Genomic DNA, 17,679 nt, shown 5'->3' on the forward strand with positions numbered 1-17,679 from the left:
GAGGGATTTATCATGTTAATGAACATGCAGGAATTTTTAGCCGTCGCAGAAGAACATCACTTCGCGGCCGGCGCCTTCAATGTTACCGAGGTCGCGAATTTCCGCTGCGTCATGGAAGAAGCAGAAGCGCAGAAAGCGCCGACGATCATCGCGATCGCCGTCAATGAGCTTGACTTCTGCGGCCCTGAATTTTACAGCTATGTCCGCACGCGGCTGTTGGAAAGTCCGATTCCGTTTGTGCTGCATCTGGATCACGGCCGCACGCTGCAGGATATTCTGCGGGCGATTCAGGCCGGATTCACTTCCGTTATGTTCGACGGTTCCGAGCTGCCGTATGAGGAGAATATCCGCCAGACGAAAGCGGTTGTCGATCTCGCCCATCTAGTCGGCGTTTCCGTCGAAGGGGAAGTCGGAACGATCGGGATTATGAACTATTCCGATGAAGGGGGAGTCGATCATATCATCTACACCCGGCCAGAAGAAGTCATTGATTTCACAGCGAAAACCGGCGTCGACAGTCTGGCGGTCGCGATCGGGACTTCGCATGGCTTATATCCGGAAGGCTTCGTGCCGAAACTGCAGCTGGACTTGTTGAAAGAATTGAAACAGGTCAGTCCGGTGCCGTTGGTGCTGCACGGTGGTTCAGATAATCCGGATGAGGAAATCCGTCAGGCATGTCAGATCGGTATCCGCAAGGTCAACATTGCCAGCGATTACAAGGCAGCCTATTCACGGAAACTGAACGAAATCATGAATGAAACCGGCGAATTCAAGTTCTCAACCTTGATGCCGAAGGGTTTTGAAGCGGCGCGCGCGGTCATCCGGCACAAGATGGAGCTGTTCGGCAGCGTCGGCAAAGCGTCTGCTTATTGGGAGAAATTTCTATGAAAAAGATGGCGATCATCCATACCAGCGCCGTGTCGCTGCAGGATCTGACAGCCTTGTGTCAAGAGATCATGCCGGAGGTGGAAATCATCAACATCATCGACGATAGTTTGTTAGCGGAGGTCAAGCGGAACACCGGGATCACCCCGGCTGTGATCAGCCGGATGTGCCGTTATGTTCAGTCGGCGGAATCATTAGGTGTTGATTTGATCTTCAATCAGTGTTCCTCGGTCGGGGAAGCCTTTGCGATTGCCAGCCGGTGTACGGCGATTCCCACGCTGAGAGTCGACGAACCGATGGCGGAAAAGGCAGTGAGTCTGGGTGCGCGGATCGGCGTAATCGCGACGGTGGCGTCGACGGTAAAACCCAGCTGCGATCTGATCCGGACGACTGCCCAACGGCTGGGCAAGGAAGTGGCCGTGCAGGAATATCTGGCGGCGGAAGCGCTGGACATTCTGATGAAAGAAAAGGATGTGGATAAGCATAACCGGATTGTTCTGGCGATGATTCAGCGGGCAGCGGCAGAAAACGACGTCGTTGTGCTGGCGCAGGGCAGCATGATCACCTTGCTTCCTTATTTAAATGAAATGACCATACCAGTGCTGACCAGCCCGCGCTCAGGCATCGAGCGCGCCTGGTCGATGCTGCAGGAGAAAGAGTGAAGTCCATGGAAGAAAAAACTTATTTTCACAGAGTGAATGAACTGACGCCGACGCGGTTCTGGATCAATAATGTGACGCAGGAAGAGGCGAAGCGGGCCTTGGCGGAAGGGGCGTGCGGCTGTACGCAGAATCCGGCGTATGTCTGGAAGATGATGCAGCGGGAAAGCGAGCTGCCGGAAATCCAACAGTTAATAATGCGGCTGCGGGATCAAGGCGTCGCCCGGGATCAGATTTTGATCGCCGTGCAGCGGGAGCTGGTCGGCCGCATCGCCAAACTCTTTTTACCGCTTTATCAACAGTCGCAGGGGCGATGGGGATATGTCAGTATTCAGGGGGATCCGTTCCATGAGGATTGCGATTCGATTGTAAAGACCGGGTTGTTCAATCGGGAAGCGGGCGAGAATATTATGATTAAGATTCCTGTTACGGAAGAAGGGTTAAAAGCCATCAGTATTCTGGCGGCTCAGGGCGTACCGATCAATGCGACGGAGGTGATGTCGGTTCGTCAGGCCATGGATGTCGGTCGGGTATATGCGGAAGCGACAAGCCATTGCGTCAGGAAGGCACCAATCTATTACTCGCACATCACGGGAATTCTGGACGAATATCTGTATAAAACAGTACAGGAAACGGAGGTCGCCATCGCCTCAGATGTGTTGTTTCAGGCCGGTATTGCGGCTACGAAAAAGACCTATGCGATGACCCGGACCCAATATCCGGATGTCGGCTTCATCGGCGGCGGTGCGCGGGGACTGCATCATTTCACAGAGATGGTAGGCGCTCAGGCTTGCGTTACGATCAACTGGAAGGGGACTGCCGATCAGTTGATAGATCAGAATCCGCCGGTGATCGAGCGGTTTGCCCAGCCAACGCCGCCCGCCGTGCTGGATGAGCTGCTTGAGAAGCTCCCGGATTTCCGTAAGAGTTATTGCCTGCATGCGATCGAACCTTCGGAATACGAAGCTTTCGGACCGGTCGTCCTGTTCCGTTCGTCATTTGAATCGGCGTGGAAACAGGCGCAGTCCTTGATTGACAGTTTAATCGGCTAATTTGATTATCCCTGGCTGAAAACAGTCAGGGTTTTTTGAATGATTCCCCCGGAAATCAACGATCAACGACGAATTTCAGCGCAATCGTTCAAAATCGTGCGAAGAATTAAAAATATGTTATAATATTAGCTTTTATTTTTGCGCTTAATTTTGAATGATAATCTTGAAAATCGGCGATAAACGATGAAATTCAGAGTTATCATTCAAAAACGTGCACGAATTAGAAAAAGTGATATACTATTTGGCTTTTTTATGAATGCTTGGATTAAAAATCAACGATAAACAATGAATTTCTCAGTGATCATTTAAAATTAAAAAACAGTTACCATTTCATGGTATAATTTATTTTTATGATCAATGTGGCTCTGATAAAAGAGTATTTTTGATGATCCGCAGGGTGAAGGCTGGTATTCTTTCAGCTTAAACGACCCGGGAGGAAACGATCCTTAAGCATTGAGCGTCATGGAGTGAATTGGGAAAAATTGTGATTTGTTCCCATGAGTTTAATTTTAAGAAGATGAAAAAAAGCGAAGCTGGATGATCAGATCGCTTTTTCTTTGGGTTCGGTTTTTACGCAGCTGCCAATTCAGCTTCAGGCGTCATTTCGATGAACTGATCAAGATCAAATGAGTACAGATAGGCGCGGATTCTTTTGTCCGGAATCATTTCGCGCAGACAGCGCAGATAAATTGAAATCTGCCGGGCATACAACATTTTTAACTGGTCGGCCTGGGCATGACGATCACTCTTGAAATCAATCAGTATAACTTCATTTTCATCCTGTGCGACATAGTCCATCTGCCCCTGAATTAATTCGTTGCCGGAAAGGACGGCGAAGGAGAATTCCTTTTCAACGGACATTGTTTGACAGTGCTGAAATAACGGCTGTTTGTTCAGCTGAAGCAAAAGAAGGATGTCAGAACGTCTTATTTCCGGAAGCAGGCCGCGGATCTGACTTTCCGTCCAATCTCCTTCCGGCAGGTGTTCCACCGCTTCATGCAGCTGGATGCCCCGCTGAGCTGGCCGGACAGCTTTACTTTTTGGAAACAGCGCAGGAATATATGCGGTCTGTTCTGTTTCCGACGGCGTCAGGGTGACCGGTAAGGGCTTTTCTTCCGTATAGCGCGGCAGGGAGATGACCGCTTTGCGGCGGTGCTGAAGCTGCTGGACCTCCCAGCGATCTTCAATCGTCCGGACTTTCCAGAAGCTGGAGTTACTTTCGCACATCGCGGATAAAATCAGGTCCGTCGTCCCTTTGCGTTCCAGCAGCGTGTTCATCGTTACCGGTTTATGCGGCAGCTCGCCTTTGATCGTATCGACCAGAATCATCTGATTCTGCGCCCGGGTCAGGGCGACGTAGAGAATCCGGATATTTTCTTCCAATTCTTCCAGCGTGATTTTATATTCGATCGCCTGCCGGATCGCGGTCGGCCGCTTAAACCGCCATGGCAGCTCCAGCGCCGGCAGGCCGATCCCCAGATCCGCATCCGCAATGCACGTTTCTTTTTTATCCATAATGTCGATCCGGCTGCTCGCCCAGTAAAAGACGACAGGAAACTGAAGACCTTTGGATTGGTGAATGGTCATCACTTTGACAACGTCGTCCTCATTGCCAACGGGAATGGCTTCGGAGGTTTTTTCCTCGCTCACCTGGTCGATCATCGCGAGAAAGCCGGTCAGCGAATCGGAATGCTCGGCGCTGTATTGTTCCGCTTTCTGGCGAAGCAGGTCACAGTTGGTCCGCTGCTGAGCGGTACAATGCTCTTCATAAAAGTGATGAATCTGAAACAGCGCGTCAAGCAAAGCGCACAATCCCAGCTTTTGTGCGATGTCGTTTAACCGCTGCCGGTCAGCGACCAGCGGATGATGTTCTTCTTTCAGGATATCGAAGATCGGCCGGCGCTCCCGCTTCATTGCCAGACGTGCCAATTCCTCGTCATCCGCCTGATAAAAGTCAGAGGATAACACGGCGGTTAACGATAAATTATCGGCCGGATTGATCAGAATTCGAAACCAGGAAAGCAGAATCTGCATTGCTTCCGATTGATAGAACCCTGCTTTCGCGTCGATGTAATAAGGAATGCCTGCCTGATCGAAAGCTTGCTTCAAATGGGATTTAACCGCATGGGAACGCACGAGCACGACGTAATCTTTCCATTGCCGGAAGTCTGAGGTTTCGTGCATCGTTAAGATCTGTTGGGCGATGTACTGCGCTTTGATCTGATTGGCGGCGAGATTTTCCGCCCCCTCATCCTGATCCTTCAGCGCTTTGGTCATCAGCGCATGGAATTCAACCGGATAGTTGTCCTGCTTCTGAGCCGGAGCGCCGGTTTTTACGCAGTCGTGATCGGTGTATTGATCGGAACAGCCGGGAATGTTCATCAGCCGCAGAAACAGATCATTGTTGAAATCGACGATCATCTGCTTGGAACGGTAATTGCTGGAAAGGTGAATAAAACAATTTTCCGGCCGGGCGTCGTTCATCAAATTGCGCATGATCTGCGGCTTTCCGCCGCGGAACCGGTAAATCGACTGCTTGACGTCGCCGACGCGGAAGACGTTTGCGCCGCGGGAAATCAGATTGATGATCGCATTCTGCAGATCATTGGAATCCTGGAATTCGTCGACCATGATTTCATCAAAGCGCTCCTGATACCGCTTCGCGGCCAGATTGTTTTCCGCGGTTAAAATCTGATAGGCGAAATGTTCCATATCATCGAAGTCGATCCCTTCCTGCGCTTCCTTCAGCTGTGCATACAGCGCAAGGTAGTCGAGCGTCAGCGCCGTTAACGGCTTTATGATCGCATAGGTCAATGTCAGGTCGGAAAGCAGGGTTTCCTCGGTATAGGTCCGGCTGACAAGATCCTTTGCCAGCGCGTTGAGCTGTTTGCGCAGCGCGTTGAAATCCAGCGCGTCTTTCAGCGTACTGATCTTGGTCTGGATCGCGCCGAACAACGCGCGGCGGTATTCCCGGTAATCGTAATTTTTCGCAGCTTGAATCGCCGGCGCCAGCTTGCCAAGGAATAGAAGAACCTCGTTGGCCTGCTTTTCTTTGTCGGGATACGCGTCGAATAATATCCGCTGCATCTGGACGGCGCAGTCTTCCAGCCGTCCCGCTTCTACGGCGCAGCTTTCAAAGAAAGCTTCTTTTGCCGGGGAAGGCAGCTGATCGAGACGGGCGATCGGCGCGTAAGCTTCCGCTGCCGTTCGGATCCAGGCTTGCGGATCCTGCGACCCGGACGCTTTGGCCGAGATCGTCAGCACCGCTTTCTTCAGCTCGGATACATCCTCACTGCGGCTGGAAAATGTTTGCAGCAGTGTCGTAAACTGCCCGGGATCCTGCGCCATCTGCTTCCGGCAGGCGTGGGTAAACGCCTGCTCCTTCATCTGCGCTACTGCCGCATCGTCAAAAATCCGCTGGATGCGGGCCGGGTTTAGTCCGATCAGGGCGTAGTCGGCTTGAATGATCGACAGACAGAACGAGTGAATCGTGCTGATATGCGCGCTTTGCAGCAGGATCAGCTGCTGGCGGCAATATTGCGCTTCCTCTTCGTCCAGATCGGGTTCCTGCAGCTTGTCGTTCAGACTTTGCAGCAGTCGTTTTTTCATTTCGCTGGCTGCTGCTTCGGTGAAGGTCATCGCGACGATGCGGTCGATGCTGATGTGGTCTTCGAGCATCCGTTTCATTAACCGCGCGACCAGGACGGTTGTCTTGCCCGCTCCGGCTGAAGCAGAAACCAGAATGTTATGATCGGTCGTATGAATCGCCTTGAGCTGTTCCTCACTCCATTGAATCGCCATCCCGCACCTCCTTTCCTTCTTCTTTGCCAACCAGCGCCGCCGGTTTTTTCGGCGCTTTGCGCAGCCGGCAGACAGGTTTGAAATCACAGAATAAACATGCGCCTTCAACCGGATCCAGCTCTATCCGGCCTGCGCTGAGCTGTTGGACCAACAGCTGGTAAAGTTCCAGAATCAGTGCCTGGACATTGTCGAAGTCTTTCAGGCTTCGGACTTTGACCTGACCGTCTTTACAGGTTAGTCCCTGTACGTGCGTGCCGTCGTAATCCAAACCTTCGCACTCCTTCATCGTCCAGCCCTTGAGCTGATGGCTGCTTTGCAATTCGCTCATCCATTCATCGCGGTCAACGTCTTCAATTTCCATACGCCGGCCGTTCAGCGAAGCTTCGCTGACGCTGATCGTTTCATTTTTTAAGGAACAGTAATACGCGCCGGCCGGTTGCAGCCCGAGCTTGCGGACGGCAATGATCAGGTAGGTTAACAGCTGCAGCTGGAGTCCGGCTTTGACCCTGGCTTCGCTGAGTGTTTTGGCGGAGCTTTTGTAATCCAGAATCCGCAAGTCGTTGAGGCAGGTGTCAATGCGGTCGATAATTCCATTTAAGCGCACGGTGACGCCGCCGGTTTCAAGCAGATCTTCTTCAAAGCGGAGTTCCTGAAAGGCGGGTGCAAACGAAGTGTTTTCCTCCATGGCGGCCAGCGCCTGAAGCAGCTGCTTTAAATTCAGCTGCATCCGCCGCTGAATCTGGTCGATTTCGGCATGTTGATCAGGAAACAGAGCGTCGAGCTGCTGGAAATAAGGATTCAGGATCGCGTTTATTTCTGTTTCGCTGAGGCTGGCGTAAGCCTTGCCCTGAGACCGGATACCCTGTTCCAGCAGCGCGTGCTGGATCGTACCGGTTATGGCGGCATCTACCGTTGTCAAACTGCCTCTGGATAAGCGCAGACCGCTTTTGAGGAAGTAGGCATAAGGACATTGGAAATAAGTTTCAAAGGAAGAAATACTGCCGCGCAGCACATGATCCGGGGCAAACAGACGGCGGGCGGTATCCGGCGATAGCTGATGCCGCTGATCGGAATAGACCTCGTTTTGAACCAGCGGCCACAGCACGGCGCGGGTGGCCGCGCGCTGTTCAATTTCAAACGCGACGTCCCAGCTCTTGCCTTCGTAGTTGCCGGCAGCGTAAGAATAGATCAGGCAGTGGGATGCGCTGGTGTAGATCCATTCCAGCTGGCGAGTGTAATGATCGTAGCGCTCAGCCTGGGATGGCATCGAAGTGGTCTTCAGATAATCCTCGTCAAAGATCCCGGTGGCTGCGATATTTCCCGGGAAACTATTCTGATCCGCGCCGAAAAGAATTGTCAGCGGCCGGCAGGGAAGCGGATGCTTCAGATCGGTGATCGCGATTCGGCCGTCGACTTCTTCGCTGATTTCCAGCTTTTTCTGCGCAAGCAGCGCCATGAACATGTCGAGAGCTCCCGGCTGTTCCAGCAGATCCCAGCAATCCTCCAGCGTGGTCTTCAGATTTAATAACGCCCGCCGTTCCAATTCGTCATTTAAGCAAGAATGCTGACGAAGCAGTTCATAGCAGCGGGTGAGCTTTTCGCTCAGCGGGACATCCTCCAGCAGCGGAAGCAGCCAGGGAAGCAGCTGTTCATGCACGCTCTGAGCCTGCGATTCCAGCCGCAGCAGATTTTCTTTTTCAATGATATTGAGCAGTGTGTTGCTTTCCAGCGCCTGCTGTACATGCGTGAAAACCGGCTTGCACAGATCGTTCAGGTCAAAAACAAACTGTGTCAGATACTGAACATACGCCTCGGAAATCAACGTCGGATAGGTTTTCAGCTGCAGCGTTGTCAGAACCGCCGCGATTGACGGCGCGCGGGTCAGCGACACCAAAGCGTCAAAGCAGCGCAGGATTTTCGATGGTTTCTGATAAGCAACCTGGGCCGCCGGCAGCTGGTAACGGGTCAGTACGGAGCGGACCAGCCCGCCGTCGCGCTGACTGTTGCACAGAATGATCATGACTTCCTCCGGCTTCCATTGCTCGCGCAGCAAAAGCTGGGCCAGCCCCTCTGCTTCCTGCCGGGAATTCAGCGCCTTGTAAAACCGCGTTGTCCGCGGCTGCGCCTGCTTCAGCGGCTTGAACCGCAGCCCCTGCGCCTTCAAAGCATCAAGTAAACGCTGCTGATGCAGATCCTCGATCCAGCCGGGCGTGCACTCGGCCCCGCTGAAATCGAGCGTCTGGATTTCGGCGAGAAAACGTTCTTCCTGCAAATGTGTAAAAGGAAGATCGGCGATCAAGGCCAATAACGCCTTCAATTCCCGCTGCCCTTCGCTCTTTTCCGGCAGCTCAGCCAACGTCAGCCCGTAATCCTGCATCAGTCGCCGAAACGCAATCAGCTGGCGATGAAAATCAGGATAACGCACCATTTTGCGATAGACCCGGCAAACGCTCTCTGCCCCCTGAATCCGCATCGACGCCATCAGACTGTCCCGCGTCGCGTTTTCATTTGCCATCGCCTGCGCACGGATCAGTCCGGATACCGTCCCGAGGGCATAATGCGTCAGAAACCGCCCGTTCTGTTCCTGAATCTTCGCTTTGATCAACAGGCTGTGCAAATACCCCGGCGCCAGTAAATTTGGAATTTTCATGATGATCGCCTCCGCTGTTTTCAATATGCTTCATTTTATCATAGAAGCCCGTCCGCGGCAAAAGCCAGAACTTGCCTGAAAACGCAAAAACAGACGAATTTCAGGTTCGTCTGTCAGCGATTAATCAACAAAAGTGTCTGATTCTCGTCCATCGCCAGTTTTTCAAGCGTCGGATGCGAAGCTTCAACGATCAATGGGGCCGATCGCATGCCATCGTCGTCCATTGTATATGTTTTTCCTTCCCGCATGCCCCGCAGAAGAATCTTCAGCGCCGTGCGGAATTTGTCCGAACTGCCGTGAATCGCAACGATATTGACGGTTTTAACATATTCGTAATTCGGCGGATTAAGCTGGTCGTTATAGCGTGGTTCATACTCGCCCGGCGGCAGGATCAGCTGCAAACTGCCGTAGCCCAGCTTTGGATTCTCGCGGAAAACGATCTCGTCAAAAGCAAACGATAAATAAACTCTGTCCAGATCATCCGTTTCCATCAGATGGATGATTTGCGGCTGAAACAATTCCGGGAAATCCTGGCGGATCGGAACCTCTTTAAAACTGGAGAATTCGACCATCGTCAAGGGGACGCCAATGCCTGTGATCACCACGCTGATGATCAGCGCGATCAACAGCGGCCGTTTTTTCGTCGCCGGATGCACGATCCGCCACAAGGCGGCGACCGCCGTCTGGAAAATCCCGATCAAACCCAGACAGATCAACATGAGGCCCCACAGCTTCGCGCCTTGAAATAACAGGAAAACCAACAAGCCGAAGGCAAAGCAGAACGCAAACTCGCCCAGTCCCAGCGGAATCAGAATCATCAGCGTGATCAGCTGGACGATCCCGATCATCAGCCGGGCGGCAATTTTTCCAATCCCCCAGCCCTGCTTTTCAGCCGTTTTTTCCTCATTATTATAATAAGGGTAACGGCCGCGCGGCTGAATCAGCGGATCGATCGGATCTTCCAGAATCCGCGGTTCGTCGAATTCCTGACTGAACGCCTCGTCGATTTCCGCTGCGATCTGCTCTTCCGTCTTCGCCGCCGTTTCCGCCTGGGCAAAGGCTTCTTCCTCTTTGCGCTGCTGCGCTGCTTCGTTTTCCGTCTTCGCAAGATTTGAATTTACAGTTTGCGGGACGCCGATTTGGGGAGAGCAGGCGTCGTCATGGCGCCTGCCGAAATTGAACCGGAGCGGTTTTTCAAACAAATCCCGAAGGGTGACCGGCTTGTTTTCCAAACCCTGAGAAATAAAGCTCGCCATCAGCAGGACGACCAGGCAGAGATAAATCAGGTTGATCGCCAGACGAACGAAGAAGTTCAAAGCTGCCGCTAAAAAGCCCGGCAGGATGGCGCGCAGAAGACTGACGATCAGGGCTTCCAGCAGGGAAAACGGGATTTTCATCAAACCGACGATCACCAGTGCGATCAATACCAGCGCGATCAGCCGGATCATGGCCTCGACGCTGAGGGTGTTGAAGTGTCCGGCGAAGTAGCTGACCACGGAGTCGATCCCCTGGGTCATCACGTCCACCACATTGTCGATGATATCCCGGCTTGAATCGCGGGTGTACTTTTCGTTGATTTTGTACGCGCTGAGAATTTCCCGCGCCAGATCGTCGAGGTTGCCGAAGTCGGCGACCGCTTCATCCTCGGTTTTGCCTTCCTGCAGCTTGTTGTCGATATACCCGGAATACTCGTCCAGAATATCCTGGATTTCATCGCGTTTCAGCAGATGCAGCTTGTGTTCTAATTTATCAAGAAATTCCTTCTTGGTCATCGTGATTTCCCCCTTCCAGGAATAGATTTAATTGCTTGGAAAATGCCAGCCATTCCGTTTTGAGCTGATTCATCGTTGTCAATCCCAGCGCGGTGATGCGGTAATACTTGCGCGGCGGTCCTTCGGTAGATTCCACCAGGTAGGTTTCGAAATACTTTTCGTTGGTCATCCGCTTGAGCAGCGGATAAATCGTGCCTTCGTTGACTTCGACGACTTCGCAGACCCGCTTGACCAATTCGTAGCCATAGATGTCGTGCTGACTGACGACAACCATGACGACCAGATCGAGCACGCCTTTTTTAAATTGTGCGTTCATGGCGATCCTTCCTTCTGATTACCATGCTAAACCCACTACTTTGCATTGTCAAGTAGCTAAACAAGATAATTTTGCCAGTTTTTACGGCTTGGGGACAAATTTTACTTTTTTTTATTGCCTGATTGTGATAAAACAGATATAGAAGAAACGAAACAGGGGGACCAAACGAAATGGCAATTTATCAAATCTTAGAAGAAATTAAAGATGTCAGAAAAGAAGGAGAGCTGTGCGAGTTCAACGGCTACCTGGAAGATTACCTGGAAGTCATTGATTCTTCCGAAGATCAGCCGATGAAGGATATCCTGCACGCACTGTTTGAAGAAAATCATGATTTGAAGATCTGCGTGAATCTGCGCGCCGATATCAACCGGCAGGTGATTTCCAATCAGATCATCCGGTATAAAGATGCATTTAAGCTGCAGGGGCATCCGGTGATCTGCCCGATCATCGTTTATGGCAAGCAGGACGATGCCGAACGCGCGCTGATCTTAGTCAAGCACAGCGACCGCAGCTATCTGTATGCCAAGGGTCTCTATTATACGCTGACGGAGCCATACAGCTTCCTGGCCGACTGCAAGAACGAGCTGGTCGCAGTGACCGCCGAGAGTGTCGACGGCGTTCTGGCGACGTTCCGCAAGCTGTTCAGCGTCAAGGCCGGCGCACTGCAGCGGGAAGCGGACCGCAGCCGTTTCTCCAACTATGAACAGCTGAAGAAGGATGCGCTGGACGAAGCGGAAGCCGTCAGGGAAAATGCGGAAACCGAGCTGCACGAAGCGGAAGACAAAGAAGCGGCGATCTATTCGCTGGTTGTTCGTTGGTTCTTGTTGAAAAAAGTGGTTTACGTTCAGTACATGGTCAATAAAGACATGCTTCAGAACGTTCATGAAGGCAACATCAAGAAACAGCGCAATCAGGCGAAGATCAACGCTGACGAAATCCCGTTCATCTCTTACAGCGAACTGTGGAGAAGCATCTAATCCAGTAAATCAAGCGGCAGTCATGGGAAAATCACTCATGACTGTCTTTTTTTTGTGTTTCGGCATTTTTCATTGAGCAATCGCTTAAAAAATCCGGAATAAGTAGAAAATCTAACCAAAAAATAACCTCGCTTTGATAGGATATAACCATCAGGAGGTGCATCGAGTGCAAAAAGAACGGGTATTCTGGTTCTTAAACCGAATGATCTTTCCCCTTCCCGGGAAATCTGATCAAAAAATGACGCTGCGGCAGTCCGCGCAGAGGTCCAGGATGAACTTCCGTAACGGACTGACAGAGAAGAATCCGCCAGGACCGGTATCCTGAGTGCAAAGGATTCGGATTCCACGGTATAAAAGTTTCAAATATTCTGAGAGGAGCAGGAAAATGCAAAGAAGTCTACAAAATCTGATGAATAAGCTGTTGAAAACCGGCGTAGCCATGATGTTGGCTCTGACCGCAATAAACTATCAGTCCGTCATGGCGGAAGGCGCTGAGCCGAAACAGCCGGGCGAAGGGAATACGGAAATGCGGGAGGGTCAGAATAATGATCAGGAATCGGAAGCCGGGAACACTCCGGCGACGGCTGATCCGGTGAATTCGCCGACGCCGACCCCGGAAGTCGCGCCTACGGCAACCCCGGAAGTCATGCCGACCTCGACTCCGGAGGCCACCCCGGCAACAACGCCGACTTCGACGCCGGAAGCCACCCCGGAAGTCACCGACTTCGACGCCGGCGGGCGATGAAATCCTGAATCCCGATCTTGAAAATTCACAAACATTCGATTACAAGATCACCTATGTGATCGAGCCGGAAGCAGCGGCAATGATCGAAGGCCCATCCGGCATGAATGCGGAAGACGAAGCTGTCTTCACGGTTGAACCGGCTCAGGGATATCAGATCGTCAGCGTCATGGTGAACGATGAACTGACAGAGCCGATGAATACGGCGGATGAAACAGAAACAGACGGCGCTGAAAAAGTAGCCGTGCAATATTCCATTGCCTCAGCGCAAGACGATGTCACTGTCGTCGTAGCACTGGAAAAAGAGGAAACCCGCATGCCTGCCGCCGTCTATACCGCTGAAACGGAAGACGCAATCATCACGGTATCCGCACCGGAAGGCGCATTTAGTGAAGAAGTCCGGCTGCAGGCTGAAAAGATTACGCAGCCGGAGGCACTGGAAGCCGTGGCCGATCAGGTTGAAGACGCGCTGGATGAAACGCAGCTCCTCGTCGCTCTGGCCGCTTATGATCTTACATTTTACGCGGTGAACAGTGGGGAAGAAGTGGAGCCGGACAGCGGTGTTTCCGTCAATATCAGCTTGAAAGCGCCGCTGACGGAAACCCTTTCAGAAGTTGCTCAGGAGTCGGAAGTGCAGGTTGTGCACGTGCCGGACGACGCGGCGGCTGAAGTCGTCGCCTCTGCGCAAAATGCCAAAACTACTGAAATTACCTTTGAAACAGAAAGCTTTTCCACCTATGTCATCACGATGACGACGAAGGCGGCAGCCGGGTATAACGATAACGTTTACGCGACGCTGCAGGCGGCCATCAACGCCGCCGCGCAGGCAAACGATGCCAATCCGGTGATCGAGCTTCAAACTGACGTTGCCGAAAGCGTGACCGTACCGAAGGCGAAATTTGCGCAGCTGACGATTCATTTGAACGAAAAGACCTGGACGACAAACGGCGCATCGGCGATCACCGTCGGCAGCGGTTCCCTGAAAATTGAAAACGGAACGATGGAGGCGGCGGATGTTTACCGTCTGATTACCGCCAACGAAGCCGATGTATCGGTAACGAACGTTACATTTCTGGGCGGATACAACATTGACAACGAAGAAACAATCTTGATCAACAGCAACCGAAAATCCGCAGGCGGCATGGTGCTGGTGGTTAACGGAAATCTGACCGTGGACGCCTGTACGTTTGACGGCGCAGCCAAAGGAATGGTGAGTGACGTCGTTTACGGCGGCGCGGTCGCCATGATCTCCGACGACGCCGATCAAACGCTGGCGTTCTCATTGACCAATTCAACGTTCAGGGGAAATCTGGCGCAGTATGGCGGCGCAGCAGCCCTGATCATCGACGGTCAGGCCGCTGGCAGAACGATTGATCTGACAGTTGAAAATTGCGAGTTTGCCGATAACCGGTATCTGTCTAACGGCGGCGCGCTCTACGCCACAATCAATAACGCCAACTCCAACCCGACCTTCAACGTCACGATCAACGGCGGGCAGTTTGCAAACAATAAACCGCTGGCCAACAGAGGCAACGGCGGTGCGCTGAGTATCCAGGGACAGACAAACGCTGACGCTTCGCTGAAGATTGCCGGCACGACAATCACCGGTTCGCAAGCCTTGAGCAGCTATGGCGCAGCGATCTCTGCCGAGAAAATTCCGGTGACGTTAACAAACGTTAAAATCAACGACAATATGACCTCAGGCAATGGTACGGTCTACGTAACCGAGAGCAGTCTGGTAGTGAAGGATTCCGAATTCAAACAAAATTCCGCGTCCAGCGGCGGTGCGATTTATCTGAATAAACCGACGGCAGACTGCCTGTTCCAGAACACGCTCTTTGACGGGAACCAGTCGACCGCGACGTCGAAGTTCGCAACCAACGGCGGCGGCGCCGTATTGATCAACGCCATCCCGAATAACCGGAATCTTCAATTCGAGAACATCACGGCGATCAACAACAGTGCCAAATACAATGGCGGCGCGCTCTCGTTGAATGCCAGCGGCGCCAACGAGATTCACGTCGAGATCAGCGGCCGGATTGAAAACAACACGGCGGAAAATAACGGCGGCGGGATTTATCTCAATAAGATCAAAACGACGACACTGGCGGATGTGATCATTACCGGCAATACCGCGAACAAGACGTTTCAAGGCGTTGGCGGCGGCCTGTTTCTGGCGCCGGTCTCCGGAGCCGTTCTGAACTTGAACGACGGCACGCGGATCTACAAGAACTTTACGCCGCACGATACAATGGTCAACAGTCAGGCCGGCGCTGTCGGCGCTTCCTCTGAAATTCTGGCGGCGAACACCGCGTCCGCCAAAGCGACCATCAACATCGCGGAATCGGCCTTGAAAACGGAAACGGAAGACGCGATCTATACGCTGAACCTCTATACGCAGAAAAATTTAAAGGACTTGTATCAGGGCTATTACAGTCTGGTGGAAGTACCGAAGCGAATTTATTTAGCAGCCGACGAAACCTTCCATACCGGCGAAAACGACCAGGTAACCCGGACGTTGGCGGAAGCGGCGCAGGCAGCGCAGGATCAGGGACTGAATAAAATTTATGTCTGCACTACTGTCACGGTCACGGCGGCCGATGAGGAAATTCTGAATCAGCGCGGACTGACGCTGGTCCGCTGCAGCGAGCACCACGACTCCTCTTTGCTTGAGATCAAAGGCGAAGTGACGCTGGACGGCGCGCATCTGGACGGCGCCAGCATTGAAAGCCGGAATTCGCTGATTTCGGTCGGCAGCAACGCCAAATTGAACATCACTGGAACGACGCTGATTGAAAACGGCGTTGCGGACTACGGCGGCGGAATTATCGTGAATCAGGGCCTGCTGAACATGACCGGCGGTACAATCCGCGGCAATCATGCGACAAAGCTGGGCGGCGGCGTTTATGTCCAGGGATATAAGGCGGTCGTTAACTTTGACGGCGGCACGATTATCGGCAACCATTCCGCGGTTTATGGCGGCGGCGTCAACGTAAGCGATAAAGGAACGGTGAACTTCGGTCTGTATGACGGCCGGACGCTTGTTACCCAGAATACCAGCGTCAGCGAAGGCGGCGGTATTTGTTACGAATATTCGTCGCAGGGCAAGATCTATCTTGCGACCTTTACCGACAATGAATCCACGGCCAATTCCATGTATGTCAGCGGCGGTGCGATCTCGATCCAGCAGAACGCTTCGGTAGAAATGAAGAACCTGTATGCGAGCGGCAACCGCTCGACCAGCGGTTATGCGCACTATGGCGCGCTGTATACCTGCCCGACTGGGGAAACGGCGATCTTTGAGATCAACGGCGCACTGATCATCGACAACAAAGATAAGAACAATTACAGAACTACGGATATTTATCACAACAGCGGCCGGGACGGCAATCGAGTTTACGTTTCCGACGTAGCGCCGGGCGGCGGCGAGATCACATTTGTCCGCAGCAGCAATCCGGATGAAGTGCTCGACCGCAGCGCTTACCAGTATACGTCAAATTCCTTTTCGATGATCAGCCAGGCTTCCGAGCAGACCCGACAATGGGCTAAAGAAGCGGCCGAAGCGCACGGCGTCGTCGTGACCGGAAACCGGGGCGGCGGCCCGGGCTTCGCGATCGCCAACAACGGTCATTTACAGATCGGCTCCGATACCGAGGCATTGCAGGTGATCAAGACCTGGACTGACGCCAATGGCAAACCGTTAAAAGAACATCCGGATCAGGTGCTGGTCTACCTCATGCGCGATGGCGTATCGATCGATGAAACGACCCGCAAAGACGCCTCGGTCATCCTGTCCGAGGACAATAACTGGAATTATATCTGGACGAATCTGGAACCTGGCCATGACTGGACGATCGTGGAAGCGGGAATCGACGGATACTCGGCGATCATCAGCGAAAAGGTCAAGGCCGACGCACCGTTCAACGGCGAATTCGAAGTTGAAAATTTCTATCAGGTCAAACTGGATAACCGCAAGGATGCGCAGGTCAAAAACTATACCCTCTCTGTTGGAAAAACGGTGATCGAGCCGCAGCCTTCCGACGCGGTGTTTGAATTTACAGTCAAGCTGGGTCCGACAAAAAACAAGTTGTCCTATTATATCACGTCGGCCGACGGCCAGAAAGGCAAGCTGAAGCCGGTCTACGATTCGGAAAACCTGACGATCGTCTTAAAAGGCGGCGAGCAGTTTACGTTAACAGGTCTTACGCAGGGAACGGAATATTCCATCGAAGAAGCCAAAGGTGATTATCTTGTCTACATTGACGAGGTCTTCACGGAAGACCGCACGGCCTCCGGCGTCGTGATGAACAAGGCGATCGAGATTGCCTACACAAACATTGCCAAGGTCAACCTGGCGATTGAGAAACAGCTGCAGCGTTACAGCGAAACGTACAAAGGCGCAACCTTCGTTTTTGAAATCACCGGCACACCGGAGGATGAAAACAATCCGGCAGGAGCCTATAACAACATCGTCGCGCTCACTTTCAACAGCGCGGGTTCTGAAACCGTGGAAATCAACGATCTCCCTTACGGACTGAACTACACAGTGAAAGAAATTTACAGCGGCAGCGTGTATGATGCCGCAGGGGCGGATACCTTCCAGCTGCCGGTCTCGCTCTGGAGCGCGTCGGCGGATCAGATGCCGGAAGGCGTTACGCTGATGAGTGATGAAAACGGACGCCGGCTGGGCTTGAAGGTGACGGCCGTCAACGATTTCAACGAAAATCAGAACAGCGGCAGCGGCGTGATCAACAAGTATGCCGTTGACAACGGAAAGATCGAAGTCACGCCGGTTTACGAGAAGGCTGAATAAGGAGGAGTACCA

At 52.6% G+C, this 17,679-nt stretch carries 10 protein-coding genes; 6 read left to right on the top strand and 4 right to left on the bottom strand.

The features are described from left to right. Positions 1-12 precede the first annotated feature (12 nt). From AC5OW4_RS01090 to AC5OW4_RS01100, 3 genes are read left to right on the top strand one after another with little or no spacing between them, the layout of a single operon-like run. Positions 13-888 (top strand): ketose-bisphosphate aldolase, encoded by an 876-nt coding sequence (locus AC5OW4_RS01090; protein ID WP_195395551.1) that lies wholly within the window; start codon positions 13-15, stop codon positions 886-888. Continuing rightward, positions 885-1,547, top strand: coding sequence for an aspartate/glutamate racemase family protein (locus AC5OW4_RS01095; RefSeq protein ID WP_195395552.1), 663 nt, complete (start codon positions 885-887; stop codon positions 1,545-1,547). Before AC5OW4_RS01090 ends, AC5OW4_RS01095 begins: the two co-directional genes overlap by 4 nt. 5 nt (positions 1,548-1,552) lie before the next feature. After that, entirely contained in the window at positions 1,553-2,596 is a 1,044-nt protein-coding gene (locus AC5OW4_RS01100; protein ID WP_072685096.1) for a transaldolase family protein, read from the top strand. Between the two features lie 570 nt (positions 2,597-3,166). Here AC5OW4_RS01100 and AC5OW4_RS01105 read toward each other — a convergent pair. The 4 genes from AC5OW4_RS01105 to AC5OW4_RS01120 all read right to left on the bottom strand — a co-directional run bounded on the left by AC5OW4_RS01105 (position 3,167) and on the right by AC5OW4_RS01120 (position 11,135). After that, entirely contained in the window at positions 3,167-6,397 is a 3,231-nt protein-coding gene (locus tag AC5OW4_RS01105) for a UvrD-helicase domain-containing protein (protein ID WP_195548087.1), read from the bottom strand. Then, positions 6,378-9,047: a PD-(D/E)XK nuclease family protein gene (locus AC5OW4_RS01110; protein ID WP_072685094.1), complete on the bottom strand. Its 2,670-nt coding sequence runs from the start codon at positions 9,045-9,047 to the stop codon at positions 6,378-6,380. The genes AC5OW4_RS01105 and AC5OW4_RS01110 overlap by 20 nt, the downstream gene beginning before the upstream one ends. Positions 9,048-9,160: 113 nt before the next feature. Then, on the bottom strand, positions 9,161-10,819 hold the full coding sequence (locus AC5OW4_RS01115) for a DUF1700 domain-containing protein (RefSeq protein ID WP_493676560.1): 1,659 nt from the start codon (positions 10,817-10,819) through the stop codon (positions 9,161-9,163). After that, positions 10,797-11,135 carry a PadR family transcriptional regulator gene (locus tag AC5OW4_RS01120; protein ID WP_072685092.1) on the bottom strand — a complete coding sequence of 113 codons (339 nt, stop codon included), beginning with the start codon at positions 11,133-11,135 and terminating at the stop codon, positions 10,797-10,799. The genes AC5OW4_RS01115 and AC5OW4_RS01120 overlap by 23 nt, the downstream gene beginning before the upstream one ends. Positions 11,136-11,305: 170 nt before the next feature. On the opposite strand from AC5OW4_RS01120, the gene AC5OW4_RS01125 reads away from it, so the two are divergent. The 3 genes from AC5OW4_RS01125 (at position 11,306) to AC5OW4_RS01135 (ending at position 17,667) form a co-directional block, all read left to right on the top strand. Continuing rightward, the gene (locus AC5OW4_RS01125; RefSeq protein ID WP_072685091.1) at positions 11,306-12,112 is read left to right on the top strand and encodes a hypothetical protein; all 807 of its coding nucleotides are present in this window, start codon (positions 11,306-11,308) and stop codon (positions 12,110-12,112) included. A 385-nt stretch (positions 12,113-12,497) separates the two neighbouring features. Next, positions 12,498-12,857, top strand: a complete 360-nt coding sequence (locus AC5OW4_RS01130; protein WP_072685090.1) for a hypothetical protein — start codon at positions 12,498-12,500, stop codon at positions 12,855-12,857. Positions 12,858-12,936: 79 nt separating this feature from the next. Continuing rightward, complete coding sequence (locus AC5OW4_RS01135; protein ID WP_072685089.1) at positions 12,937-17,667, top strand: DUF7601 domain-containing protein; 4,731 nt, start codon at positions 12,937-12,939, stop codon at positions 17,665-17,667. Positions 17,668-17,679: the final 12 nt, after the last annotated feature.

The organism is Holdemania sp., assembly GCF_986127675.1.

Coding starts and splice junctions, on each gene's coding strand:
- AC5OW4_RS01090 (WP_195395551.1), top strand. CDS start 13: ATGTTAATGAACATGCAGGAATTTTTAGCCGTCGCAGAAGAACATCAC.
- AC5OW4_RS01095 (WP_195395552.1), top strand. CDS start 885: ATGAAAAAGATGGCGATCATCCATACCAGCGCCGTGTCGCTGCAGGAT.
- AC5OW4_RS01100 (WP_072685096.1), top strand. CDS start 1,553: ATGGAAGAAAAAACTTATTTTCACAGAGTGAATGAACTGACGCCGACG.
- AC5OW4_RS01105 (WP_195548087.1), bottom strand. CDS start 6,397: ATGGCGATTCAATGGAGTGAGGAACAGCTCAAGGCGATTCATACGACC.
- AC5OW4_RS01110 (WP_072685094.1), bottom strand. CDS start 9,047: ATGAAAATTCCAAATTTACTGGCGCCGGGGTATTTGCACAGCCTGTTG.
- AC5OW4_RS01115 (WP_493676560.1), bottom strand. CDS start 10,819: ATGACCAAGAAGGAATTTCTTGATAAATTAGAACACAAGCTGCATCTG.
- AC5OW4_RS01120 (WP_072685092.1), bottom strand. CDS start 11,135: ATGAACGCACAATTTAAAAAAGGCGTGCTCGATCTGGTCGTCATGGTT.
- AC5OW4_RS01125 (WP_072685091.1), top strand. CDS start 11,306: ATGGCAATTTATCAAATCTTAGAAGAAATTAAAGATGTCAGAAAAGAA.
- AC5OW4_RS01130 (WP_072685090.1), top strand. CDS start 12,498: ATGCAAAGAAGTCTACAAAATCTGATGAATAAGCTGTTGAAAACCGGC.
- AC5OW4_RS01135 (WP_072685089.1), top strand. CDS start 12,937: ATGATCGAAGGCCCATCCGGCATGAATGCGGAAGACGAAGCTGTCTTC.